At 72.2% G+C, this 22532-nt stretch carries 17 protein-coding genes; 6 read left to right on the top strand and 11 right to left on the bottom strand.

The annotated features are described in order from the left end of the window. The first annotated feature begins 35 nt into the window (after positions 1–35). Positions 36–1928 (top strand): sulfatase-like hydrolase/transferase, encoded by a 1893-nt coding sequence (locus ElP_RS14215; protein WP_145270330.1) that lies wholly within the window; start codon positions 36–38, stop codon positions 1926–1928. 201 nt (positions 1929–2129) lie between these two features. On the opposite strand, the gene ElP_RS14210 is transcribed toward ElP_RS14215, so the two are convergent. The 5 genes from ElP_RS14210 to ElP_RS38070 form a co-directional block, all read right to left on the bottom strand. Further along, complete coding sequence (locus ElP_RS14210; RefSeq protein WP_145270328.1) at positions 2130–3491, bottom strand: replication-associated recombination protein A; 1362 nt, start codon at positions 3489–3491, stop codon at positions 2130–2132. A gap of 81 nt (positions 3492–3572) precedes the next feature. Then, positions 3573–3962 (bottom strand): YybH family protein, encoded by a 390-nt coding sequence (locus ElP_RS14205; RefSeq protein WP_145270326.1) that lies wholly within the window; start codon positions 3960–3962, stop codon positions 3573–3575. 267 nt (positions 3963–4229) lie between these two features. Continuing rightward, the gene (locus ElP_RS14200; RefSeq protein WP_145270324.1) at positions 4230–5000 is read right to left on the bottom strand and encodes a LolA-like protein; all 771 of its coding nucleotides are present in this window, start codon (positions 4998–5000) and stop codon (positions 4230–4232) included. A 182-nt stretch (positions 5001–5182) separates the two neighbouring features. Further along, entirely contained in the window at positions 5183–8554 is a 3372-nt protein-coding gene (locus ElP_RS14195) for a S41 family peptidase (protein ID WP_145270323.1), read from the bottom strand. Between the two features lie 694 nt (positions 8555–9248). Continuing rightward, on the bottom strand, positions 9249–10385 hold the full coding sequence (locus ElP_RS38070; RefSeq protein ID WP_197446982.1) for a M14 family metallopeptidase: 1137 nt from the start codon (positions 10383–10385) through the stop codon (positions 9249–9251). 307 nt (positions 10386–10692) lie between these two features. Here ElP_RS38070 and ElP_RS38065 point away from each other — a divergent pair, with 307 nt between their 5' ends. Both ElP_RS38065 and ElP_RS14185 read left to right on the top strand, forming a co-directional pair. Next, positions 10693–10884, top strand: a complete 192-nt coding sequence (locus tag ElP_RS38065; RefSeq protein ID WP_197446981.1) for a hypothetical protein — start codon at positions 10693–10695, stop codon at positions 10882–10884. Positions 10885–11000: 116 nt separating this feature from the next. Continuing rightward, entirely contained in the window at positions 11001–12080 is a 1080-nt protein-coding gene (locus ElP_RS14185) for a DUF1559 domain-containing protein (RefSeq protein WP_145270319.1), read from the top strand. 187 nt (positions 12081–12267) lie between these two features. On the opposite strand, the gene queA is transcribed toward ElP_RS14185, so the two are convergent. Beyond that, positions 12268–13305, bottom strand: a complete 1038-nt coding sequence (gene queA, locus ElP_RS14180) for a tRNA preQ1(34) S-adenosylmethionine ribosyltransferase-isomerase QueA (RefSeq protein ID WP_145270317.1) — start codon at positions 13303–13305, stop codon at positions 12268–12270. A 192-nt stretch (positions 13306–13497) separates the two neighbouring features. Further along, positions 13498–15900 (bottom strand): serine hydrolase, encoded by a 2403-nt coding sequence (locus tag ElP_RS14175; protein WP_145270315.1) that lies wholly within the window; start codon positions 15898–15900, stop codon positions 13498–13500. 308 nt (positions 15901–16208) lie between these two features. Between ElP_RS14175 and ElP_RS14170 the strand changes: the two genes are divergently transcribed. Next, positions 16209–17591: a S41 family peptidase gene (locus ElP_RS14170; protein WP_145270313.1), complete on the top strand. Its 1383-nt coding sequence runs from the start codon at positions 16209–16211 to the stop codon at positions 17589–17591. 230 nt (positions 17592–17821) lie between these two features. Here the strand turns inward: ElP_RS14170 and ElP_RS38060 are convergent, their stop codons facing one another. Beyond that, positions 17822–18760 (bottom strand): hypothetical protein, encoded by a 939-nt coding sequence (locus ElP_RS38060; protein ID WP_197446980.1) that lies wholly within the window; start codon positions 18758–18760, stop codon positions 17822–17824. A gap of 362 nt (positions 18761–19122) precedes the next feature. After that, the gene (locus tag ElP_RS38055; protein WP_197446979.1) at positions 19123–19674 is read right to left on the bottom strand and encodes a hypothetical protein; all 552 of its coding nucleotides are present in this window, start codon (positions 19672–19674) and stop codon (positions 19123–19125) included. Positions 19675–19945: 271 nt separating this feature from the next. On the opposite strand from ElP_RS38055, the gene ElP_RS38050 reads away from it, so the two are divergent. Continuing rightward, positions 19946–21094, top strand: coding sequence for an endo-1,4-beta-xylanase (locus ElP_RS38050; RefSeq protein ID WP_197446978.1), 1149 nt, complete (start codon positions 19946–19948; stop codon positions 21092–21094). A 24-nt stretch (positions 21095–21118) separates the two neighbouring features. On the opposite strand, the gene ElP_RS14155 is transcribed toward ElP_RS38050, so the two are convergent. Both ElP_RS14155 and ElP_RS14150 read right to left on the bottom strand, forming a co-directional pair. Continuing rightward, positions 21119–21334 (bottom strand): type II toxin-antitoxin system HicB family antitoxin, encoded by a 216-nt coding sequence (locus ElP_RS14155; protein WP_145270310.1) that lies wholly within the window; start codon positions 21332–21334, stop codon positions 21119–21121. 8 nt (positions 21335–21342) lie between these two features. Then, positions 21343–21534, bottom strand: coding sequence for a type II toxin-antitoxin system HicA family toxin (locus tag ElP_RS14150; RefSeq protein WP_145270308.1), 192 nt, complete (start codon positions 21532–21534; stop codon positions 21343–21345). A gap of 463 nt (positions 21535–21997) precedes the next feature. Here ElP_RS14150 and ElP_RS14145 point away from each other — a divergent pair, with 463 nt between their 5' ends. Beyond that, positions 21998–22471, top strand: coding sequence for a hypothetical protein (locus tag ElP_RS14145; protein WP_145270306.1), 474 nt, complete (start codon positions 21998–22000; stop codon positions 22469–22471). Positions 22472–22532: the final 61 nt, after the last annotated feature.

Below are 22532 nucleotides of genomic sequence, written 5' to 3'. Positions count from 1 at the left end.
ACCCGCCCCGATCCGGCCCCCCGAGGACCGACCCGATGACGCCCCGATCGTCCTGCCTCATCCCGATCCTGCTCGCCGCCCTCCCGGCCCCGGGCCTGGGGGCGTCCCGGACCCCGGCCGACCGGCCCAACATCCTCTGGGTCACCTGCGAGGACATCAGCCCCAACCTCGGCAGCTTCGGCGACGCCTACGCCGTGACGCCGAACCTCGACCGCCTCGCCTCGCAGGGCGTCCGGTACACCCACGCCTTCGCCACGATCGGCGTCTGCGCCCCCGCCCGGTCGACCATCATCACCGGCATGTACCCCCCCTCGATCGGCTCCCAGCACATGCGCTGCCGGGGGACGCTGCCCGAGGGGGTCCGGATGTTCCCCGAGTACCTCCGGGACGCCGGCTACTACTGCACCAACAACTCCAAGACCGACTACAACCTGCCGACCCCGGAAGGGACCTGGGACGAGTCGAGCGACACGGCCACCTACCGGGACCGGGCCGAGGGGCAGCCCTTCTTCGCCGTCTTCAACTTCACCACCAGCCACGAGAGCCAGATCCGGCTGCCCGAGGACCAGTACCGGGAGCGGGTCGCCGGCTTCTCCCCCGGGATGTTCCACGACCCGGCGAGGGCGACCGTCCCCCCCTACCACCCCGACACCCCCGCCGTCCGCCGGGACTGGGCCCGATACGCGGATATGATCACCTACATGGACGGCCAGGTCGGCGCCCTGCTCGACCAGCTCGAGGCCGACGGCCTGCTCGACGACACGATCGTCTTCTACTACTCCGACCACGGCGCCGGCATGCCCCGGGGCAAGCGGTGGCTCTACGACTCCAGCACCCGGGTCCCCTTCATCGTCCGGTTCCCCGAGAAGTACGCCCGGCTCTCCCCGGGCTCCCCCGGCGAGACGACCGACCGGCTGATCAGCTTCGTCGACCTGGCGCCCACCGTCCTCAGCCTCGCCGGCCTGGAGATCCCCGGCCACATGCAGGGCTCGGCCTTCCTCGGCGACTCGCAGGCCGGCCCTCGGGACCTCGTCTTCGGCTTCCGGGACCGCATGGACGAGCGCTACGACCTGATCCGGATGGTCCGGGATAAACGATACACGTACATCCGCAACTACCTGCCGCACCTGCCCTACTTCCACCACCAACACATCAGCTACATGTACGAGATGCCCACGATGCGGGACTGGCAGCGCCTGGCCGACTCGGGGGAGTTGACCGGGGGGGCCGCCGCCTTCATGACGCTGTCCAAGCCCGTCGAGGAGCTGTACGACACCCGGCTCGACCCGTCCGAGGTCGAGAACCTCGCCTCCTCCCCCGAGCACCGGGAGATCCTCGAACGTCTCCGCGCCGAGCACCGCCGATGGCAACTGGAGGTCGTCGACCTCGGCCTGCTCCCCGAGTCGGACCTGAGGACCCGGTTCGGCGAGCGTGCCCCCTACGACGCCGTCCGGGCCGACCCGTCGTGCTACCCGATCGGCCGGATCGCCGAGGCGGCCGACCTGGCCGGCCGGGGGGACCCGTCGGACGTGGACGACCTGGCCCTCCTGCTCGACGACCCCGACCCGGCCGTCCGGTGGTGGGGGGCCACCGGCCTGGCGATCCGGGGGGACTCGGCCCTGCCGGTCGCCGATCGGCTGGCATCGAGCCTGGAGGACCCCGCCCCCTGGGTCCGGGTGGCCGCCGCCGACGCCCTCGCCCGGCTGGGGAGGGTCGACGAGGCGATGCCCGCCCTGGTCGACGCGATGGGCAGCGACAACGAGTGGGTCCGCCTCCGGGCGATCAACGTCCTCGACCGGCTCGACGGCCTCGCCTCCCCGGCCGAGGAGGTCATCCGGGGGGCCCTCGACGACCCGAACAACTACGTCGTCCGGGCGGCCGAGCACGCCGTCGAGGGGATCGGCGCGGGGCCCGGGGACGGCGAATGACCCGGAGATCGGCCGGCCGGATCGACCCGGGGTGGCGTCGTCGCGGGGGGGGCGCCGGTGCCCTCCCGGGCCCCGGGCCGGCCCCCGTCTCCGACGGCGCCCCTCCGACTCGTCGGCACGCCTCGAAACGAGGCGGGGGCGTCGAGCGTGTCCCGATCCGGGGCCCGGGGGCCCGGGGCGTCGGAGCCCGGCCGCCCGGGGTCAGGGGTCGCCCGGTTCCTCGGCCGACCCCGACGGGCCCGGGCCCGCTCCGGGGTCGTCGAGGTACGATCGGCCCCGGAGCCGGTCCGGCAGGCAGGACATCTCCTCCCGGGCGGCCGGGTCGTCGTGGGCGTACCGGTAGCCCCGGCCGTAGCCGGCGGCCTTCATCGTCGGGGTGACGGCGTTGCGCAGGTGCAGGGGGACCGGCTCCCGGGCGGTCTCGTCGGCGTCGGCCGAGGCGGCGTGGTAGGCCCGCTTCACCAGGTCCGATTTGGGGGCCCGGGCCAGGTAGATCGTCGCCTGGGCCAGCGGGTAGAGCGCCTCGGGCAGGCCGATCAGCCGGGTGATCTCGGCCGCCGAGCTCGCCTGGACCATCGCCATCGGGTCGGCCAGGCCGACGTCCTCCGAGGCGAGGATGCAGAGCCTCCGGGCGATGAAGACCGGGTCGGCCCCCCCCCCGATCAGGCGGGCCAGCCAGTAGAGCCCGGCGTCGGCGTCGGAGTTCCTCAGGCTCTTGATCAGGGCCGAGGCCAGGTTGTAGTGGTCCTCCCCCCCCTTGTCGTAGGAGTACCGGGAGCGGCCGAGCGCCTCGACGACGGTCGCCTCGTCGACGACCCTCCGGCCGTCCTCCCCCGGGGGGCTCGAGAGCACCGCCGCCTCCAGGGCCGAGAGGGCCACCCGGACGTCCCCCCCGGAGGACCGGGCCAGCCGGCCCAGCTCGGCCTCGGGCACCTCGGGGAGCAGCGTCGCCAGCCCGCGCTCCCCGTCCTCCAACGCCCTCCGGAGCAGGGAGGCGATCGTCCCCTCGTCCAGGGGGTGGAGGACCACCGTCCGGCACCGGGAGAGCAGCGCGGCGTTGACCTCGAACGACGGGTTCTCGGTGGTCGCGCCGACGAGGGTGACGGTGCCGTCCTCGACGCTCGGCAGCAGGGCGTCCTGCTGGGCCTTGTTGAAGCGGTGGATCTCGTCGACGAACAGGAGGGTGTGGATGAAGTGCCGGCGGGCCTCCCGGGCCCGGGCGATCGCCTCCCTCAGCTCCTTCACGCCGGAGAGCACGGCCGAGACCGGCTCGAACCGGGTCCGGTCCCGGGTCGAGAGCAGCCGGGCCAGGGTGGTCTTGCCCGAGCCGGGGGGGCCCCAGAGGATCATCGACGGGATCCGGCCGGACCCCTCGACCAGCCTCCGGAGCAGCTTGCCGGGGCCGATCAGGTGCTCCTGGCCGACGAACTCGTCGAGCGACCGGGGCCTCATCCGGTCGGCCAGCGGCGCCGAGGGGTTGGGGGGCGTCTCGGGCCGGGGCCCGGCCGGATCGGGCCGCTCCTCGGGCTCGCCGAAGAGGCTCCCCGTCTGCTCCCTGGGCATGGTCGGGCCTCGCTCGGGCGGTTCGGACGGTCGGGTCGGTCCGACCCGGCCGCCGGGGGAGGCCCCGGGAGGGCGGGCGGGTCAGCCGGCGGGGTCGGTCCGGGGTCGGGTCGGGGTGGTCTGGTCGTGGAACATGACCCAGCGGTCGTCCTGCCGGGCGAAGGCGAGGGTCAGGAAGCCCTGGGTGACGACCCGGTCGCCGTCGGGGGGCTCGTCCCGGCAGGTCAGGTGGACGACGGCCAGGCCGAGGGCGTCGGCCTCGGTCAGCTCCTCCAGCCGGGTCTCCAGCGTCCAGGAGGGGGAGGAGAACCAGTCCCGGTGGCGGCGGACGAACTCGTCGACCGATCGGACGAGGCGGCCGTCGGCCGAGATCTGGGTCAGCTCGTCGTCGGGGAGCGTGGCGATCAGGGCGTCGAGGTCGCGTTCCTTGAGGGCCCGAAGGTGCTGCTCCAGGGTTTCTCGGAAGGTCATTGGTGGGCACTCCTGCCGGCCTCGGACATCGCCCGACCCCGGGCGGACTGCCCTGCACGCGCCTCGGGCGGGGGCACGGGGACTTGACCATTCAACTCCCGTGCCGGTCGCGATGTCGGAGGGACGGAAGGGGCCCGGGCGGTCGGCCGGGCGGCCCCGCCTCCCCTGCCCCGCCCCGGCGATCGGGGGCGGGGTGGGGCGAGGAGGACGGTTCTCGGGTCGGGGGCCGCCCCCGATCGGCCCGGGTCGGGGGCCCGGCCCACCGGCTCACTTCTGGAGCGAGTCGGGCACGGCGAAGGTCCCTTCGGGGAAGTCGACGCCGTGTTCGACCGCCTCGATCGTCGTCTTGACCTCCTGGCCGACGAGCTTCTCGGTGCTCGAGAACGGCATCGTGATGCCGTCGACCTCCTTGTAGTCTCCCAGGAACGACTCGACGGGGATCTCCCCCATCGGCGTCTGGACGACCCGCTTGGTCTTGACCAGCAGGCCGGAGTCGGCGTCGAAGTATCGGGTCTCGGGGGCCCCCTCCTTGGGGGTCATCTCGACGACGAAGCACGTCGAGCCCTCGACCTCCTCGGTGCCGGTGGTCTCGGCCTTGGTGTAGTAGTCCTGCCAGTCCAGGTCGGCGTAGAAGGCGGCCTCTCGGAGGAAGGCGGCCTTCTCGGCCCCCTCCAGCGTCCGCTCCCCGCTGATGGGGTTGATCTCGTAGGCGGTGGTGCCGTCGGTGCCCTGGACGAAGGTGCCGACGCCCTCCAGCTCCAGGACCGTCTTCATCTTGTCGGGCGCCTGCTGCATCAGCTCCAGCGAGCCCTTCAGGCCGGCCCCGGCGAACTCGATCGTGCCGGTGGCCTTGCGGGAGCTGAGCGCCTTGTACGCCTCGGCGCCCCCGGTGGCCTCGATGTACTTCGACAGCAGCTCCTCGGCCTTCGGCGGGTCGTCCTGCGCGGGGGAGGAGGCGCCGGCGAGGGCGAGCAGCCCCAGGGCCAGGGCCGGGGCGATCGTCGGGCGGAGCGTCATGGGGCCGATCTTGGCGATCATCGGGTCGTTGCCTTTCGGGAGATTCGGGCGGCGGGACGGGTCATAGGAGACTTCGGGAGACGGCCGGATGCCGGATGCCGGGGGGGCCGACCGGGCCGGGGAAGGCCCGGGGCCTCGCTATCCTCCGAAATTCGTCGTCGCTCCTCCAGCCTCCTTCGGCGGCATTCGGCCGGCCGGGGAGCTCAGCGCCGGTCGCTGGCCTTGCGGAGGTCGGGTCGCACTTGGTCCTTCGCCCGGGAGACGGCCTGCTCGAGCCGGTCGATCGCCTCGGAGCGCTGGCGGTCCTCCCCCGAGGGCCACTCGCCGGGCTCGGGCCAGATCTCGACGTCGGGCTCGGCGCCGTTGAGTTCCATGTCCTCCCCGGTGCCGATCACGAACCAGCCCCGGAAGGGCAGGCGGAGGAAGCCGACGTCCATGATCGAGGTGCCCCCGGTGCTGATCACCCCCCCGGCGGTGGTGACGCCGACGAGCGTCCCGCGGCCGAGGGTCTTGACGGCGTGGCTGAAGATCTCGGCGTTGCTGAAGCTGTTCTGGTTGCAGAGGACCGCGATCGGCCGGGTCCAGGAGGCGAAGACCTTGCGGTCCTGGGGATAGCCGGGGCCTCCCCCCCGGGGGACGGTGACGGCGTGGGCCGGCTGCGTCAGGGCGGTGAGCAGCAGGTCGGCGGTCGAGCCGCCGCCGTTCTCCCGGACGTCGATGACCAGCCCTTCCTTGCCGGCGGCGGCCGAGTACAGCTCCTCCTGGAACCGGTCGAAGCTGGAGCCGTTCATCGCCCGGATGTGCAGGTAGCCGAGGGTGCCGTCGCCGGCCTCCTCGACCGCCTCCCGGTTGTCCTCGACCCACTTGTCGTAGAGCAGGCTCCGGGCCTGGCCGAAGGAGATGGGCCGGAGGGTGACGGTCCGGTCCTCGCCGTCGGTATCCCGGACGACCAGCGAGACGTCCCGGTCGAGCGGGCCGTTGAGTAGGGCGGTCAGGTCCATGTCGGGGTCGACGGCCTCGCCGTCGATCCGGACGACCAGCTCCCCCGGCTCGATCTTCCAGCGGATCTGGTCGGCCGGGCCGCCGGGCAGGACGTCCCGGACCTCCAGGCCCGGCCCGGCGTGCCCGGGGTCGAACCGGAGGCCGAGGTGGGCGGTTTCGATGCCCCAGTCCCCCTCGACCGGCTCGATGCCGTCCTCGCCCGACGGGGAGAAGCCGAGGTGGGAGCCGTTCAGCTCGCCGAGCATGAGCCGGACCACCTGGGAGAACATGCCGAGATCCGCGCTCGAGGCGGCCACGTCGATGTACTTGCGGCGGATGGCGTCCCAGTTCCGGTTGTTCAGGGCCTCGTCATACCAGCGATCCCTCATGGTCCGCCAGGCCAGGTCGAAGGCGGCCCGGTACTTGGCCCGTCGGTCGTACTCCTGCCGGGCGGCGAAGGGATATCGGGTCACCGACCCCCCCGAGCCCGAGACGCTGGCCGGCACGCCGCCGAGGCTGCCGACGACCTGGTTCCCCTCGTCCAGCCACCGGGCCCCGGCGATCGTCTCGGGGGTCAGCCGCTTCGGCTCCAGCTCGTCGGGGGGCTTGATCGTGTAGGTGCCGTCCTGGCCGTCGACCGAGGCCCGGAAGGCCAGTTTCTCGGAGTCGGGGGACCAGAACAGGCCGGACTCCCGGGAGTCGGGGATCGAGACCCGTCGGACGCGCTCGTGCAGGTCCTCGAAGTCGATCTCGACGACGGGCGTCTCGTCCTCGTCCTCCTCCTCGTTGCCGTCGTCGTCCTCGTCCTCGTCCTCCGCCGGCTCGTCCTCGGGCTCGTCGCCGTCGGGCTCGAAGGGCGAGGATTTGGGGGCGGAGGGGCCGTTGCCGTCCCCCTTGCCGCCCTCCTTCCGGGCCTTCTTGATCTTCTCGATGGCCTCCTCGATGGTTCGGTCCCGTCGGCCGAGCTCGTCGTCCTCGCGCCGGAGGTAGACGAAGTGGACGTCGACCTCGCCGTCGGACCCCCGCTCGCCGGCGAAGGCGAGGATCTTGCCGTCGGGGGACCAGGCGGGGTCGCCGTCGTTGAACGGATGCTCGGAGACGTTGGAGGGCTCCCGGGAGCCGTCGAGGGGCAGGATCCAGACGTCGGCGTTGAACTCGTCGTCGTCCCGGGCGAAGGCGATCCACCGGCCGTCGGGGGACCAGCAGTACTCGGGGGGGCTCCAGCCTTCGAGCAGGAGGCGGGGGTCGGAGCCGTCGGCGTCCATGACCCAGAGGTCGCCGTTCCCCTTCACGAAGGCGACGCTCGACCCCTCGGGGCTCCAGAGCGGCCGGGACTCGACGGCGGCGTCCTCGGTCACCCGGTCCAGGTCGAACCCGTCGTTCTGCCACCAGAACCGGTCGGCGTCCTCGCGAGTGGCCCGCCAGAGGTCGCACTGGCCCTCGGCGTCGCTGATGAAGAGGATGGAGTCGCCGTCGGGCGAGAAGGCGGGGGACCGCTCCTCCTCGGGGGTGTCGGTCACCCGGACCGGCTCCCGGAGCACGGTGTCCATCACCCAGAGGTCGCCGCCGGCGATGAAGGCGAGCTCCAGGCCGTCGTCGGAGAAGGCCACGTCCTCGGCCCGCTCCAGGGTCTCCCGGGCCACCGGGGGGACCATCGCCTCGGCCTCGTGGACGACCTCCAGCCTCGTCGGGCCCGGGCGGTCGGCGGTGGGGTCGATCCGGTAGAGGTCGAACAGGTGCCGGAAGACCAGGGTCTTGCCGTCCTTCGAGAGGGCGGGCATGACGACCGAGTCGTCCTCGAAGCGGGTCAGGGGCCGGTCCTCGCCCGACCCCGGGTCGTGCTCGATCAGGTTGAAGGCGCCGTCGCGGACGCCGACGTAGTAGAAGCCCGAGCCGTCCGGCTTCCAGAGCGGCGATCGGGCGCCGGTCTCGGGGTCGAGGAGCCGGGTGTACTCCCCCGAGTCGAGGTCGACCTCCCAGATCTGGCTCGCCTGCGACCCCCGGTAGCCCTTCCGCCACCAGGCGACCCCCTCCCGGGTGAACAGCAGCCGCTTGCCGTCGGGGGAGAGGGAGCCGTCGGCGCCGTAGGCGTCGAACAGCAGTTCGTCGGCGGACCGCTCGTCGGCGTCGATCCGGAAGAAGCGCTCGGCGTGCCTCCAGAAGTGGTCCCGGGAGGCGTTGACCAGCAGGGACTCGCCGTCGGGGAACCAGCCCTCCAGGCGATATCCCTCGCTATGCGCGGTCAGGGGGACCGGGGCCCCCCCCTCGGCGGGCATCCGGTAGACCTGCCGGCCCTCCCCCCGGTCGGCGACGAAGGCGATCGTCTCGCCGTCGGGGGAGAAGGCGGGCTCGGCGTCGAGGCCGGGGTGGACGGTCAGGCGCCGGGCGGTCCCCCCCCCGGCCGGGACGGACCAGAGGTCGCCGGCCCAGGAGAAGGCGATCGTCTCGCCGTCGGGGGAGACGGCCGGGTCCTCGGCCAGCCGGATCGGCCCGGGCCCCTGGGCGACGGCCGGGGGGACGTCGAGGATGAGGGCGGAGAGGGCGACGACCGCCGCCGCGATCGTCCGGGGGGACGGGTCCAGGGGCATCGGCATGGAGGCTCCTCTCGGTTGCGTCTCGATGCAGCTTCGGCGGACGACCCAGCTTACCGGAACCCCGGTGGGCAATCAGCCCCCTGCCCTCGGGTGCGGCCATCCGGGGGTGCATCCAGGGGCCCTCCCCCGGCCCGTCTCGGCCGGTGCGCCGAGGGCCGATGGCGCAAGTGATTATCCTGGAATGAGATCCGGGATCCAATTGGGTTCGCTCCGTCGAACTCGGCGGCGAGAAGCCCGGCCGGGAGGGGCCGTCGTGGTGGTGACCAAGGCTGCCAATCCGGCAGGTGGCTTTGTTCGTCACGCGGCGTCGCGAGCCGCCATCCTGGCGGTTGGGTTCGTTTTTGCTCGGGCGAAGCGCGTCCGATGCAGAGGGAAGGGACGGGGCGGGCGGCGGCCGGTGCGCCCGGGGCGATCGGCGTAAGTCCTGATTGGGAAAGAACATTTCGGGAGAAAATGGGTTCGCTCCGTCGATCCCTCCGGGGTGTTCCCGTCCCGGGCTCCCGAGACCCCGGGGGGACCTCGGCCCGGATGCGAGGCGTCGAGGATCGCCCGATCCCCCCTCACCCGGCCTCCGGCCACCCTCTCCCCCGAAGACGGGGGCGAGGGTCGGAGATGGTTGCCTGCTCCCCGCTCGGGGAGGGCGTCGGGTGTGACGGGTCCCCGACAGTAGTATCGAGGCCGGGGGCCGTTTCAGTCACCCGATCCGCCCGGATTCCGGATCCGGGGCTGGGTCGGCTGGAGCCGGGGCGGTGGCGAGGTGGGAGACGGCCCGGGCGACCAGGCCGAGGCCCTCGGCCAGGGCCCAGGAGCGCCAGGGGGGGGCGGCGGGGATGAAGGACTCCCGGAGCCGGGCCCGGGCCCGGAGCAAGGCGGGGGAGCCGGGGGGGCAGTGGTGGTGGGCCCTGTTCTCCTCCCGGAGGGCGCCGATCACGACCGGGCCGGGATACGTGCCGAACTCGGCGCAGGTGTAGTCGTAGGACCGGCCGGGGCCGCCGAGCCGTCGGGAGCACCAGACGCCGAAGTTCCCCCGGATGTGGTAGGAGGTGCCGCCGGGGGCGTGCGACTCGATCCGGTCGGGTCCGAAGGCCCGGGAGAGCCGGGCGGTGGAGGGGGAGTCGGCCGGCCCGTCGACGAGCAGGACGTAGGAGCCCCTGGGGCCGAGCCCGGTGTGGAAGTCGAGGTGGACGACCGACCGGGCCGGCCCGACCAGGCCGGGGAGGTGCCGGTCCAGCAGGAGAAACGCCTCGGAGGGGGCGTGCCCGCCGAAGAAGAGGCCCCGGGGGAAGTCGTACTGGCCCCCGGCGACGGCCTGCTTGACCGCCTCGGCGCCGAACCGGAGCTGGGCCCAGGCGGCCCGGGCCGGGAAGCCGATCGCGTCGAGCCGCCCGGGGGGGCCCGGGGGGTTGAGCATCGGGTCAAGTCGGGCGTAGAGCGGGGGGTGGCCCCGGTAGGCCTCGCCGGGGGGGAGGAAGTTGCGGTTGAGATCCACGTTCGAGGCGTCGAACCGCCGGGAGTGCCGGAAGCCGAACGGGTTGAGCGCGTGCAGCAGCAGCACCGCCACCCCCCCGGGGAGCGCCCGAGGGCCCGGCCCTTCCAGCCAGCTCGACTGCACCGCCGAGCCGAGCGGGCCTTCCACCCCGTGCAGGCCGGAGGAGACGACCACCAGGCCCGGGGCGTCCTCGGGGCCGAGCCGGGCGGCCTCGATCGCCAGGTCGTCCGACTCGGGGCCGACGGGCCAGCGGTGCAGGAGGGCGCCGGCTTCCTCGGCGGCGGCCCGGAATCGGCGACGAGCGTCGTCGAAGGCGTCGGGCATCGGGGGGGGCGGTCGCATCGGGGAGGGCTCCGGGGAGGCCCCCCGCGGCGCCCGATCGGGAGGACGGGACCGGGATTGCGCTGGACAGGGGGCGTGCGGGCCGGGTCTAATCGATCCGGGGACGGCCCTGGTGCGGGCGTGCCCCTGGTGAAGCATGGATGCGAGATTCGTTGTCGTTCGGCCCGCCGGGCGTCGGCCGTCGCCCCCGGCGGGGCGATCGTCCCGCGAGTCGGCGACGGCCGAGGGTGCCCGCCGGGCGCGGCGTCGGCCCGATCGATTCGTCCTCATCCCGTCCCCATTTCCCCAGGTAGGGTACCACCACCCGATGCGATCGACATCCCTCCGGTCCCTGGCCCGCCGGGCCGCGTTCGCGGCCGTCGCCGCGACCTTCATCGTGACCCTGCCGATCGGCTGCTCCTCCGAGCCGGTCGCCGACGCGCCGGCCCCGGCCCCTTCCGGCCCCGCCGAGGGGGAGGGGGCCGCGCAGCGGGAGGTGCTGGAGGCGGGGGAACGCTGAGGCCGACCCTCGCCCCCCCTCCCCTCGGCGGTCGATCCTCCCCCGGGAGGCCCCTCTCCATCGATCTCCCCCCCTGTGACCTCACCTCCGAACTCCACCCCGAGAGGATTCCTGCCTTGAAGACCCATCGAAGCGGCCGGGGCCCGGCCCGGGCCCTCGGCTTCACGCTGATCGAGCTGCTCGTCGTCATCGCCATCATCGGCGTGCTGATCGCCCTGCTCCTGCCCGCGGTCCAGGCGGCCCGGGAGGCCGCCCGGCGCGCCCAGTGCACCAACAACCTGAAGCAGTTGGCCCTGGCCGCGATGAACTACGAGGACGCCAACAAGACGCTCCCGCCCGGCTACGTCACGCTGCTGCCCCCGGCGGGGACCACCGTGGGCCGGGAGAATTACAGCGTCTTCGCGCGGCTCGCCCCGTTCGTCGAGCAGCAGAACATCTACAACTCGATCAACTGGGACCTGTCCTACCTCGTCTCGGCCAACGTCACCGCCGCCGGCGTGCAGGTGAGGACCTTCATCTGCCCGAGCGACAACAACGTCGACAACGTGGCGATCAACGCCGCCTCCTACGGCGTGCCCGCCGCGGGGGGCTTCCAGCAGTCGTTCACCAGCTACGGCGGCATGCAGGGGATGTGGAGCCTCCGGGTCCGCACGCCCGACTCGACCTTCGCCCAGCGGCGGTCCAACATGAACGGCCTGATCTTCGGGCACAGCGCCGTGACCATCGGCGCGATCCGGGACGGCACGAGCAACACCGTGATCTTCGCCGAGCGGGCGCACGCCAAGGGGGCCGACTTCCTCCGCCGGACGGGCCGGGTGACCCAGGCCGACGCCTACCTGACCGAGTACAACTGGTGGAACTCCGGGTACTACTTCGACACCCTGGTCGAGTCGTACTACCCGCCCAACGCCGAGAACAAGCCGATCGGGACGGTGGTCGTCAACGCCATCGGCATGAACCCGTCGAGCTACCACCCCGGGGGCGTCAACGTCGCCTTCGCCGACGGCTCGGTGCGGTTCATCAAGGACACGATCGAGAGCTGGGCGATCAACACCGCGACCTCCGACCCGGTCAACGTCCAGTACAACGTCGACGGCAACCGGACCTTCTCCGTGGTGCCCGGGTCCCGGGTCCCCGTCTGGCAGGCGATCACCACCCGGGCCGGCGGCGAGGTCGTCTCCGCCGACCAGTTCTGAGCCCGACCGGGCCGGGGCCGATCCGGCCCGATGCACGGGCTCCCGATGTCAACGCCGGCTCCGGCCGGCCGGGGATCTCCCCGGCCGGCCGGGCCGTCGTGCGCCGACTGTGTTCATGTGATCCTGGGTTGGCTGGACCCCGGCCACCCGGCCTCAAGAAGCGTGTGCGATCGCTCGAGGCCTCGGCTCAGAGGATCAGCATGGCGTCGCCGAAGCTGTAGAAGCGGTAGCGGCGGCGGACGGCCTCGGCGTAGGCCTCCCGGACGAGGTCGACGCCGGCGAGCGCGGAGACGAGGACGAGCAGGCTGCTCCGGGGCAGGTGGAAGTTGGTGACCAGGGCGTCGACGCCCCGGACGGGGACGCCGGGGCGGAGGTAGATGCTCGTCTGGCCGGTGAAGGGGCGGAAGGTGCCCGAGGGGTCGACGCAGGTCTCCAGGACCCGGGTCGCGGTGGTGCCGACGGCGACGACCCGGCCCCCGGAGGGCCGGGCCGAGTTCAGCCGGCCGGCCACGTCGGGGGTGAGGGCGGCCCATTCGGCGTGGAGCTGGTGGTCCTCGATGCGGTCGGCCTTGATGGGCCGGAAGGTGCCCGGGCCGACGTGGAGGGTCACGTCGGCGACGCCGACCCCCCGCTCGTCGAGCCGGTCGAAGACCTCGGGGGTGAAGTGCAGGCCCGCCGTCGGCGCGGCGACCGAGCCGGGGGATCGGGCGTAGACGGTCTGGTAGCGCTCGCGGTCGGTCGGGTCGTCTCCGCCCCCGTCCCTGTAGATGTAGGGGGGAAGCGGGACGTGGCCGAAGGCGTCGAGCAGCTCCAGCGAGGGCCTCGGGTCGAGCGGCCGGGCGAGCCAGTGGCCGCCGCCGAGCCGCTCGACCAGTTCCAGGCGGAGGCCGCCGTCGAGGACGATCGCCTCTCCCGGTTGCGGGCGTCCCCGGGTCTGGGCCATCAGCTCCCAGGCGCCCCCCGGCCGCTCGGAGAGGTAGAGCCCCTCCCAGCGCCCCCCGGTCTCCTCCCGACGGCCGAGCAAGCGGGCGGGGACCACCCGGGAGTCGTTCCGGACCAGCAGGTCGCCGGCCCGGAGCAGCCCCGGCAGCTCGTCGAAGACGCGATGCTCGATCGCCCCGGTGTCCCGGCGGACGACCATCAGCCGGGACCGATCCCGGCGGTCGTTCGGGTGCTGGGCGATGAGGTCGTCGGGCAGGTGGAAGTCGAAGTCTTCGGTGCGCATGGGGGGAGGGTGTCGGGCCTGCTGGGGGCGGTCGGCTGCTCCCTCTCCCCGCGAGCGGGGAGAGGGTTGGGGTGAGGGGTCGGCGACCGGGACACAGGGCCTTCCTCATCCGGCCCCCCTCACCCGGGCTTCGCCCACCCTCTCCCCCGAGGACGGGGGCGAGGGTCGGAGGGGGCTCGGGCGGAGGGCGGCTCAGGGGCGCTGCGGGGCGTCGAGGTCGGCGTCGATGGCCTCGAAGGGCTGGTTGCCCAGGGGGTAGGAGCGCCAGTCCTTGTAATCGAAATGCCACCATTCGTTGTCGATGACGTCGAACCCCTGGTCCTCCATCGCGTCCCGGAGCAGGGCCCGGTACCAACGCTGCCGGGAGGTGCCGCCGGGGTAGAAGGCGCCGGCCCGTTCGGAGAACTCGTCGTAGCCGGCGACCATTCGGATCGGCTCCCCGGTGGCTCGGTCGCAGAGGGTCAGGTCGACGGCGCAGCCCCGGTTGTGCTTCGAGCCGCTCCGGGGATTCGCCACGAAGCCCCGGGATTCCGGGGGCGTGGCGTCGTAGAACATCTTGGTGACGTACCAGGGGCGGTAGGCGTCGTGGACGAGCAGGCCGAGGCCGTAGGGTTCGAGGGCCTGGTGGGCCCGGACGACGGCCTCGGCGGCGGGACGCTGCATCAAGGCCCGGGCGGAGGTGTAGAACGGGGTGCCGAGGAAGTTGTCGTCGGTGGCGTATCGGACGTCGAGCCGGATCGACGGGTCGAGCGCGGTGAGGTCGACGAGGTCGGGCTCCCGGAGGTCGCCGCCTTCGTGCGGGGGGGAGGCGGCGAGGGCCTCGGGCCGGACCTCGGAGACGGGGCGGAGCGGGTCGACCCGGAAGGTGGAGCCGTCCTCGCCGTCGATCGGCCGGCGGTCGAACACCACGCTGCCGCCGAGCACGGCCCGGGAGGCCCGGCCGGAGTCGTCGCGGTCGAAGGCGAGCGTCTCGTCGTGGTAGAGGCCGAAGTCGGGGAAGGCGAAGGTGTCGGGCTCGTCGGTCGGCGCGAGCGGGTAGAGGTAGAACCACTCGACGAGGGCGTAGAGGTCCCCCTCGCGTTCGAGGATGTACAGGACGTTATGATCCCACCCGTACTCGCCGATCAGGCCGAGCCACTCCTCCGGCGCGGGGGGCGGGGGCGAGTCGTCGGGCAGGCGGCGGAAGGTGGTCTCGCCGACGATGAGGGATTTGGCGTCGTCGTCCTCGCCGCCGGCTTCGAGGGCGATCGTCGGGCCGTGGGAGGCGATCGGGCCGTCGACGACCAGGGTGTCCGGGTCGCCCTCGGCGGGGGACCGCAGCTCCGGAAGCTCCCCGCCCCGGGGGGACATCAGCAGGAGCCGGCCGTCGACGTCGACCAGCTCGATGACCCGGTCGTCCTCCCCCTCGGGGGCGTACCGGCCCCGGAGTTCCCGGGAGAGGCCGTCGGGCAGCGGTTCGGTGCGGGGGAACTCGGGGAGGGGCTCGCCGTCCTCGAGGGCCAGCAGGGTCTCCAGCGCGAGGTCGGCGATCGGGCCGAGGTCGACGCAGTCCCGGGAGGCGGAGACGGCCACGCCGAGCCGCTCGTCGGGCAGGGCGACCAGCTCGGTGGCGAAGCCGTAGACGGCCCCGCCGTGGCCGAACCGTCGGCGGCCCTTCCAGTCCCCCAGGGCGAAGCCGAGGCCGAACCGGCCGGAGTCGTCGAACTGGGGTTCGAGCATCTGTTCGAGCGTCTCCGGCCCGACGATCGGGCCGCCGGGGCCCCTGCCCTCGTCGAGGAGCGCGACCAGGAAGCGGCCGAGGTCGGGCATCGAGGCCATCAGGCCGCCGGCCGGGGCGTAGCCGAGGGGGAAGTCGGGGGCGGGGAAGGTCCGGCCGTCGTAGGTCCACATGATCGCGTCGGCGAGCTTCGATTCGACGACGGGCGTCGCCTCGAAGTCGCTGGAGGCCATGCCCAGGGGCCCCAGCAGGCCCGATCGGATGACCTCGGCGAAGGGCCTGCCCGAGGCCCGCTCGACGGCCAGGCCGACGACGCCGAGGCCGGCGTTGGAGTACTTGGTCTTCGAGCCCAGCTCCAGCAGCCGGGTCGTCCGGACCAGGCTCAAAACCGTCTCGGCCAGGGTCGGGCCGGAGGGGTCGAAGTAGTGGCCGACGGGGGGCTCCCGGACGATCCCGGCGCGGTGGGACATCAGGTGCCGGAGCGTGATCGGGGCCTCGAACGGCCCGGGGATGTCCAGCCCGGGGAGGGCGTCGGCGATCGGGGCGTCGAGGTCGAGCTCGCCCCGCTCGACGAGCTGCATCGCGGCCAGGTCGGTGAACAGCTTCGAGACCGAGCCGACCCGGTAGGCCGTCTCGGCCGTCGCCGGCTCGCCGGGCCTCGCCTCGCCGAAGCCCCGGGCCCAGACGACCCGGTCGCCGGAGACGAGCGCGATCGAGAGGGCCGGGATCCCCTTCCGCTCCACCTCCCGGTCGAGGAACGCGCCGAGCGCCTCGGCCGCCTCGGCGGTCATCGGCGCGTCGGGGCCGATCGCCTCCTGGCCTCTCGCGGAAGGGATCAGCAGCAGGAGCGGCAGGAGGGCGGATCGGAGGCGAGGCATGGGCGGCTCCAGTGGTCCGGGGCGGGAGGGTGATCGTCGATTATGACGGATCGGGACGGGAGGGGCGAGACGGGCGGATCCCACGCAGGGCCGCGGGGGCGCGGGGCAGGAGGTGATCGCGAGGGAGGCCGTCGTTCCGCCGGCTCGGTCCCTCACCTTCTCCGCGCCCCCGCGGCCCTGCGTGAGATCCCTCGATTCGCCCCGCCCCGGGAGCTGCGGAAGATCTCCCGGGGCCCGGCGAAGTACAATGGACCGTCCGGACCCGGACGCCCCGCATCCCATCCCTCCGAGCGAAGGACCCGAACCCCATGAGCTGGAAGACCCGATCGTTCCGCCTGCTCGCCGCGATGACGCTGGCGGCGGCGCCGACCCTGGCGGCGACGGCGCAGGAGCCCGCCGTCGAGGCCGCCTCCGGCGCGACCGAGGCGAAGGCGAAGGCCGAGGCCAAACTCTCCGAGGAGCAGGTCCGGCTGAACCTGGAGTCGTTCGACGCGGTCTGGGAGACGATCCGGGACAAGCACTTCGACCCGGACCTCAACGGCGTCGACTGGCCGGCCGTCCGCGAGGAGCTGCGCCCGAAGGTGGCCGAGGCGGGCTCGATGGACGAGGCCCGGGGGGCGATGCAGGAGATGATCAAGCGGCTGAACCAGTCGCACTTCGGCATCATCCCCAGCTCGGTCTACGACGCGATCGACGGCGACGAGGACACCGACCGCGGCGACGGCCAGGCCGGGCTGCACGTCCGGGCCGTCGACGGCGAGGCGCTCGTGGTGCTCGTCGAGCCCGGGTCGCCCGCCGAGGAGATCGGGATCAAGCCCGGCTGGGTGGTCGAGGCGGTCGAGGGCAAGCCGGTCGGCCCGGTCCTGGAGAAGGTGGTCGAGGCGTTCGAGGACTCGACCCAGTACGACCTGTACGCCTCCCGGGCCGTCGAGCGGAGGCTGGGGGGGCCGGTCGGCTCGGAGCGCACCGCCACCTTCCGGGACGGCGACGGGAACTCCGTCGAGAAGACGATCACCCTGGCGAAGCCCCGGGGGACGACTGCCCGGTTCGGCAACCTGCCGCCGATGCAGGTCTACTTCGAATCCCGGGTGATCGACGACGAGATCCCGTACGTCCACTGGAGCGCCTTCTTCGACCCCGCGGGGCTGATCCCGAAGATCGGCGAGGCGATCACCGGCCACCTCGACGCCCCGGGCCTGGTGCTCGACCTGCGGGGCAACCCCGGCGGGATCGGCGCGATGGCGATGGGCATCTGCGGCTGGCTCTTCGGCGAGGCCGGTCAGCGGCTCGGCACGATGTCGACGAGGGACACGGACCTGAACTTCGTCGTCTTCCCCCGCCCCCGGACCTTCGACGGCCCGGTGGCGGTGCTGGTCGACGGCTGCTCGGCCTCGACCTCGGAGATCTTCGCCGGGGGCCTGCAGGACCTGGGCCGGGCCCGGATTTTCGGCACCCGGACGGCGGGCGCGGCGTTGCCCTCGGTGGTGGTGAAGCTGCCCAACGGCGACGGCTTTCAGTACGCCTTCGCCAACTACATCTCCGCCGACGGCGAGGCCCTGGAAGGCTCCGGCGTCGAGCCCGACCAGCCCGCCCCCCCCGCCCGGGACGCCCTGCTCCAGGGCGGCGACCCGGCGCTGGACGCCGCCGTCGAGTGGATCCGCTCCCAGGCCGCCGGGCGATCCGGCGGCTGAGGCCGCCCGGCTCGCAGCCCGGGGGCCTGGCTGAGAAGGGGCGAGATGGGCAGCGGGCGAGCATCAACGTCCCGCGGCGGGGCGGCCCGGGCGACGTCCGCGTCGTCCGGGGCGCGCAGCGACGAGAGGCGGCCCGGCACGCCCGGCCGATCGGGCCGGCAAGGGCGTCTCCCCGGCCTCCTGCGGCTGCGCCGCCCGGGAGGCGCGGGCGAGGCCCGGGCCGCCCGCGATCAGGGGAAATCCAGGTGCAGGTGGTTGTCGTGCACCTTGCCGCCGCCGCCGTCCTTCCTGACGAACGCCTTGAACTCGGCGTCGCCGCTGATGGCGGGGTCGTTGAACCGGACCGAGAGGCCGGGGTGCAGCCTCCTCGCGAGCCGGATGAACTCCCTGGTGAGGTCCGGGTCGTAGGCGTCCCGATCTCGGTAGGTCAGCCGGGCCCCGTCTCCGGTCAGGGAGTCCTTGCGCAGGGGCCGCAGGTCGACGTTCTTGCCGGCCTCGTGGCCGAGGTGATCGGGCGTGTCGATCCCCCCCGGCCGGCTGATGTCGCCGACCTGGAGCGGCCGGTCGGGATGGGCGCGGAGCCACTCCCGGGCGAGCCGGAGCACCGCCTCCACGGTCCCCCTCGTGCCGACCTGGTCGTAGCCGTAGGCGTCGGTCCCCCGCTTGAGGTCGTTTCGGTTGTAGGTCTCGTAGCCGGGGCCGCTGCGGGGCAGCTCCCAGCGGACCTCCGGCCGGAAGGTCACCACGCGGGCGGCCTGCCCGTTCAGGCGGGCGTAGAAGTCCATCACCTCCTGGGACAGCTCGACCGGCGCGGGGGGGCCGGTCAACGCCTCCCAGACCTTGCAGTTCCGGGCCAGGTCGGCCAGCGAGGGGGTCTTCAGGATCTGGCTCATCCGGACGAGCAGGATCTTCCCCACCCGGGTCGTGCGGGCCATCTGCAGCAACTGGGCCGGGTGGAGGGCGTCCGCGATCGCCCGCGTCGTGTCCAGCAGGACTTGCCCCGGATATCCCCGGAACTCGATCTGCAGGAGGACGTTGTAGACCAGCTCGGGCCGGGTCAGGGCGACCTGGGAGAGGTGGGCCCCCAGCGATCGCGTGTCCGGGCCCGACAGGAACCCGGTGTGTGCGGAGAGCAGCGTCTGCGCCTCCGCGGTCAGATCACGGGCCATACGCGGCTCCTGAACGAACCGGAGGGCCGCGGGAGGCGGGCGAGGCCGACTCGCCGAGGCCGAGGAGGGGATCCTCGCCCCGGGCGCCCGGGGCGACCCGGACGACTCGAATCGACGCGGGCGGGCCCCGGGGCACTCGCCCCGGCGTGCGATCGCCCTCCCATCGACATCTCGCCTCCCGTAACCGATTCGCTCATGATGATCGTCGTAGGGCGTGGATCGGCGGCGACAGCGGCCGGCGGGCGGCCCCGGTCGCCCGCCGGCCGGGGCCGCCAGCGACGAGCGGCAGCCGGACCGCCCCCAACGGCCCTCGAGGTCGCGCCTCGGGTGGCCCGGACGACGTCCGCGAGATCCCGGCCGGGTCAGGCTCTCCCGGACCCCTCCCAGCGTGCGATCGCGTCCTTGAGCCAGGCCGGGGCGAGGTCCATCGGGGGCTGCGGACATGAAGCGGTCTGCTCGTCGGCCCTCCGGTGCTGCTCGGCCAGCGGGGGGACGTCGAGGGCGGCCCGCTCCTCGTCGGTCGTCGAGGGGTCGGTGTCCCAGACCCGGTACCGGCGGCCGTCGGGCACGATCTGGGTGCCGAACCGCTGGGGGAGGCCGTTGGACATGAGGCCGCGGTCGGTGGCCGCGGCGTGGAGCCACCGGGCCGGGGCATGGCCGGCGTCCATCGCCCGGGCGGCGAGCCGGGAGGCGGCCTCGGCCTCCTCGGGCGAGTCGCCGTGGTGGAACAGCCAGGCGGCGTGGTACCAGTCGATCGGCGCGCCCGGCCCCTCGTCGCGGAGGATGGCGGCCGCCCGGGCCCGCCGATCGGCGTCCCGGCGCCTCATCTCGGCGTACCCCGGCGTGCCGGCCACCTTCGGGGCCTCGTGGTCCTGCCGATCGGCCTCGAACAATGCCGCGAGTCCCGGGTGCATCGGCCGACCTCCCCCCGATCCGCAGTCATCCCGAGCGGCGTCCTGCACATCTCGGCCCGCTCGGGGCCTCCGGTCGGGGCAGGCCCATCCGCCCGGCCGTCGGCCGACGACACCTTCGCACGGCCGCCCCTCCCGCCGCAAATGGCCCCCGGCCGACCCGGGGCGCATCCGGGGACGCCGACGGGACCGGCGGTTGCCCCGCCCTCTCGCGATCCGATACGCTGGCGGTACGGGGCGTGAGGTCTGCTGGTCCATCAGATTGGATATTCCCATGAGTTTCCGCGTTGCTTGCACCCTGATTTCCCTGCTCGCCGCGACGGCCGACCGGCCCGCCGCCGCCCTCGACGGCGAGGAGGGCGGGCCCGAGCCGGGCTCCTTGCGGGAGAAGTTCGGCGATCGGTTCGTGGTCGGCGTGGCGCTGGGGGGGCGGGTGCCGGACGACTATTCGCCGGCCGAGCGTCGGCTGATCCTGGGCCAGTTCGGCGGCGTCACGCCCGAGAACTGCATGAAGATGACCGCGATCCAGCCGGTCGAGGGGGAGTACCGCTTCGACGAGGCCGACGCCCTGGTCGACTTCGCGCAGGGGCACGGCCTGCAGGTCGTCGGCCACACGCTCGTCTGGGCCAAGGACGAGCGGACGCCCCCCTGGTTCTTCCGCGACGGCGACGGCCCGGCCTCCCGCGAGCTGGTGCTGAGTCGCATGAAGGACCACATCCGGACGGTCGTTTCGCGATACCGGGGCAGGGTCGCCTCGTGGGACGTGGTCAACGAGGCCCTCGACGACGGCGAGCCGTACCTCCGGCCGTCGAGCTGGCTGGAGATCGTCGGCCCCGGGTTCATCGCCGAGGCCTTCGCCGCCGCCCACGAGGCCGACCCCGACGCCCTGCTCGTCTACAACGACTACAACGTCGAGCTGCCCGGCAAGCGTGAGAAGCTGCTCCGCCTGCTCGGCGAGCTGCGCGCGCAGGGCGTGCCGCTGGGGGCCGTCGGCATCCAGGGGCACTGGGAACTCGATCGGATCCCGCTCGACGACATCGCCGCCCTGCTCGGCGAGTTGGAGGCCCTCGGCCTGGAGGTGATGGTCTCCGAGCTGGACCTCGGGGTCGTCCCCCGGGGCCGCTGGTGGGCCGACGGCGGCGCCCACCGCGAGGAGATCGCCAGGACCGACCCCCTGGCCGACGGCTGCCCCCCCGAGCTGCTCGACCGCCAGGCCGAGCAGTACGCCGCGCTGTTCCGCCTCTTCGTCGACCGCGCCGACACGATCGCCCGCGTCACCTTCTGGGACCTGCACGACGGCCGGAGCTGGCTGAACCACTTCCCCTGGGAGCACGCCGAGTACCCCCTGCTCTTCGACCGAGACGCCGCCCCCAAGCCCGCCTTCCGCGCCGTCATGGGGGTGGAGGCGGGAGGGGCCGACTGACCGACCCGCCCTCGCGGCGTGCGGTCACGCGTCGATCTCCAGGTATTCGACCTGGCTGGACGGGTCGGGGATGGTTTGGCCATCTTCCCGCATCCCCTCGACGTGCAACTCGATGGCTTCTCGGAGCCGCCGCTCGGTCTCCTGGACCGTCGCGCCGGTGGCGATGCAGCCCGGCAGGTCGGGGACGTAGGCGGCGTAGTTCGACTCGGCCTTCTCGATGACGATGGCGTATCGCTTCATGGAGGGGCTCATTGCGGCTTCAGGCCGGCCTGCTTGAGGATGGTGTTGAGCGTGCCCGGGGGAACCTCGTCGCTCGGCTTCCCGGAGACCGTGACCCGGCCCGGCGTGTTCGGGTGCTTGTACTGCCGGTGGGCGCCTCGGGTGACGACGAGGTACCAGCCGTCGTCATGGAGCCGCTTCAGGACTTCGCCGACCTTCATCCCCGCGACAATACGACACTCTTGTCCCGCAGGGAAAGAGTTGCCTGTCGAGGGGTGGCCCGGACGACGTCCGCGTCGTCCGGGTCGCGAAGCGACACGAGGCGGCCCGGCAAGCTCGGCCGATCGAACGGGCAAGGCTGCCTCTCCAGCCTCCTGCAGCTTCGCCGCCCGGACGACGCGGACGTCGTCCGGGCCACCCGCGGTTGCACGATCGATGAGGACCGACAGGAAGTTGATCCGTGGTCCCCACTATAACGGACCACCCGCTGGACGCATGACTCCCTCCCCAAAATCCGTAACAAGCAGAAAAAAGCTTGCACAATCTGCTAGAGCCAAGCAAAATAATCGATACCAGTCATGTCGGTAGGTCGTGCAGCACACAGCACGCGGTCGTCACCTCATCAACCCAGCCCGGAAAGAGGGACGCGGTATGAAATGCGCAAATATTCAATGGCGAACCTACATGGCCATTCTGTTCTTAGTCATCCCGCTTAATGAATCTATTGCTCAATGGATTTATGGATGCTCGGCTATTAATATTTCTTTTACATCCGAATTGGGTGGAACTACAACGATTCAACCGGATGGCAAATACACTTTTATGGGAACCTCGTCGCTCAAATTTGATTGTGCGTCCGCCATGTCGGATACATGTGCGGTATGCGTTAGATTCGCCCTTGGAAGGTTAAATCCCAGTACTGGCGAGTGGGACGAAATCGTGGAGCTGGGCAATCCCGGCACAATTCTATTAACACCAGCAAACTGTGGATCTGCCAACAATACAAGATACATGATAACCAGAGCAATTAATTTGCAGGCAAATAAAACATATAAGGTTGCGTTGGCAGCGTATAGCTCCATAAATAGTGGGTTTGACGGTCACAGTTGCGAGGCCCTTATTCCAGATGACACTACAAGTGTCACCATTGAGCTTTGAGCGATGATCGACAAATACCTTTAATGTGCCAGCACGGAACCCATTCCTTTCACCTTGCCGA

The organism is Tautonia plasticadhaerens (assembly GCF_007752535.1).
In the GTDB taxonomy this organism is placed as follows: domain Bacteria; phylum Planctomycetota; class Planctomycetia; order Isosphaerales; family Isosphaeraceae; genus Tautonia; species Tautonia plasticadhaerens.
Note: the sequence above shows the minus strand (reverse complement) of the source record. Positions and strands in the feature narration are given on the sequence as shown.

Bases quoted from the DNA above. Each gene is read 5' to 3' on its own strand.
- ElP_RS14215 (WP_145270330.1), top strand. From the start codon at position 36: ATGACGCCCCGATCGTCCTGCCTCATCCCGATCCTGCTCGCCGCCCTC.
- ElP_RS14210 (WP_145270328.1), bottom strand. From the start codon at position 3,491: ATGCCCAGGGAGCAGACGGGGAGCCTCTTCGGCGAGCCCGAGGAGCGG.
- ElP_RS14205 (WP_145270326.1), bottom strand. From the start codon at position 3,962: ATGACCTTCCGAGAAACCCTGGAGCAGCACCTTCGGGCCCTCAAGGAA.
- ElP_RS14200 (WP_145270324.1), bottom strand. From the start codon at position 5,000: ATGATCGCCAAGATCGGCCCCATGACGCTCCGCCCGACGATCGCCCCG.
- ElP_RS14195 (WP_145270323.1), bottom strand. From the start codon at position 8,554: ATGCCGATGCCCCTGGACCCGTCCCCCCGGACGATCGCGGCGGCGGTC.
- ElP_RS38070 (WP_197446982.1), bottom strand. From the start codon at position 10,385: ATGCGACCGCCCCCCCCGATGCCCGACGCCTTCGACGACGCTCGTCGC.
- ElP_RS38065 (WP_197446981.1), top strand. From the start codon at position 10,693: ATGCGATCGACATCCCTCCGGTCCCTGGCCCGCCGGGCCGCGTTCGCG.
- queA (WP_145270317.1), bottom strand. From the start codon at position 13,305: ATGCGCACCGAAGACTTCGACTTCCACCTGCCCGACGACCTCATCGCC.
- ElP_RS14175 (WP_145270315.1), bottom strand. From the start codon at position 15,900: ATGCCTCGCCTCCGATCCGCCCTCCTGCCGCTCCTGCTGCTGATCCCT.
- ElP_RS14170 (WP_145270313.1), top strand. From the start codon at position 16,209: ATGAGCTGGAAGACCCGATCGTTCCGCCTGCTCGCCGCGATGACGCTG.
- ElP_RS38060 (WP_197446980.1), bottom strand. From the start codon at position 18,760: ATGGCCCGTGATCTGACCGCGGAGGCGCAGACGCTGCTCTCCGCACAC.
- ElP_RS38055 (WP_197446979.1), bottom strand. From the start codon at position 19,674: ATGCACCCGGGACTCGCGGCATTGTTCGAGGCCGATCGGCAGGACCAC.
- ElP_RS38050 (WP_197446978.1), top strand. From the start codon at position 19,946: ATGAGTTTCCGCGTTGCTTGCACCCTGATTTCCCTGCTCGCCGCGACG.
- ElP_RS14155 (WP_145270310.1), bottom strand. From the start codon at position 21,334: ATGAAGCGATACGCCATCGTCATCGAGAAGGCCGAGTCGAACTACGCC.
- ElP_RS14150 (WP_145270308.1), bottom strand. From the start codon at position 21,534: ATGAAGGTCGGCGAAGTCCTGAAGCGGCTCCATGACGACGGCTGGTAC.
- ElP_RS14145 (WP_145270306.1), top strand. From the start codon at position 21,998: ATGGCCATTCTGTTCTTAGTCATCCCGCTTAATGAATCTATTGCTCAA.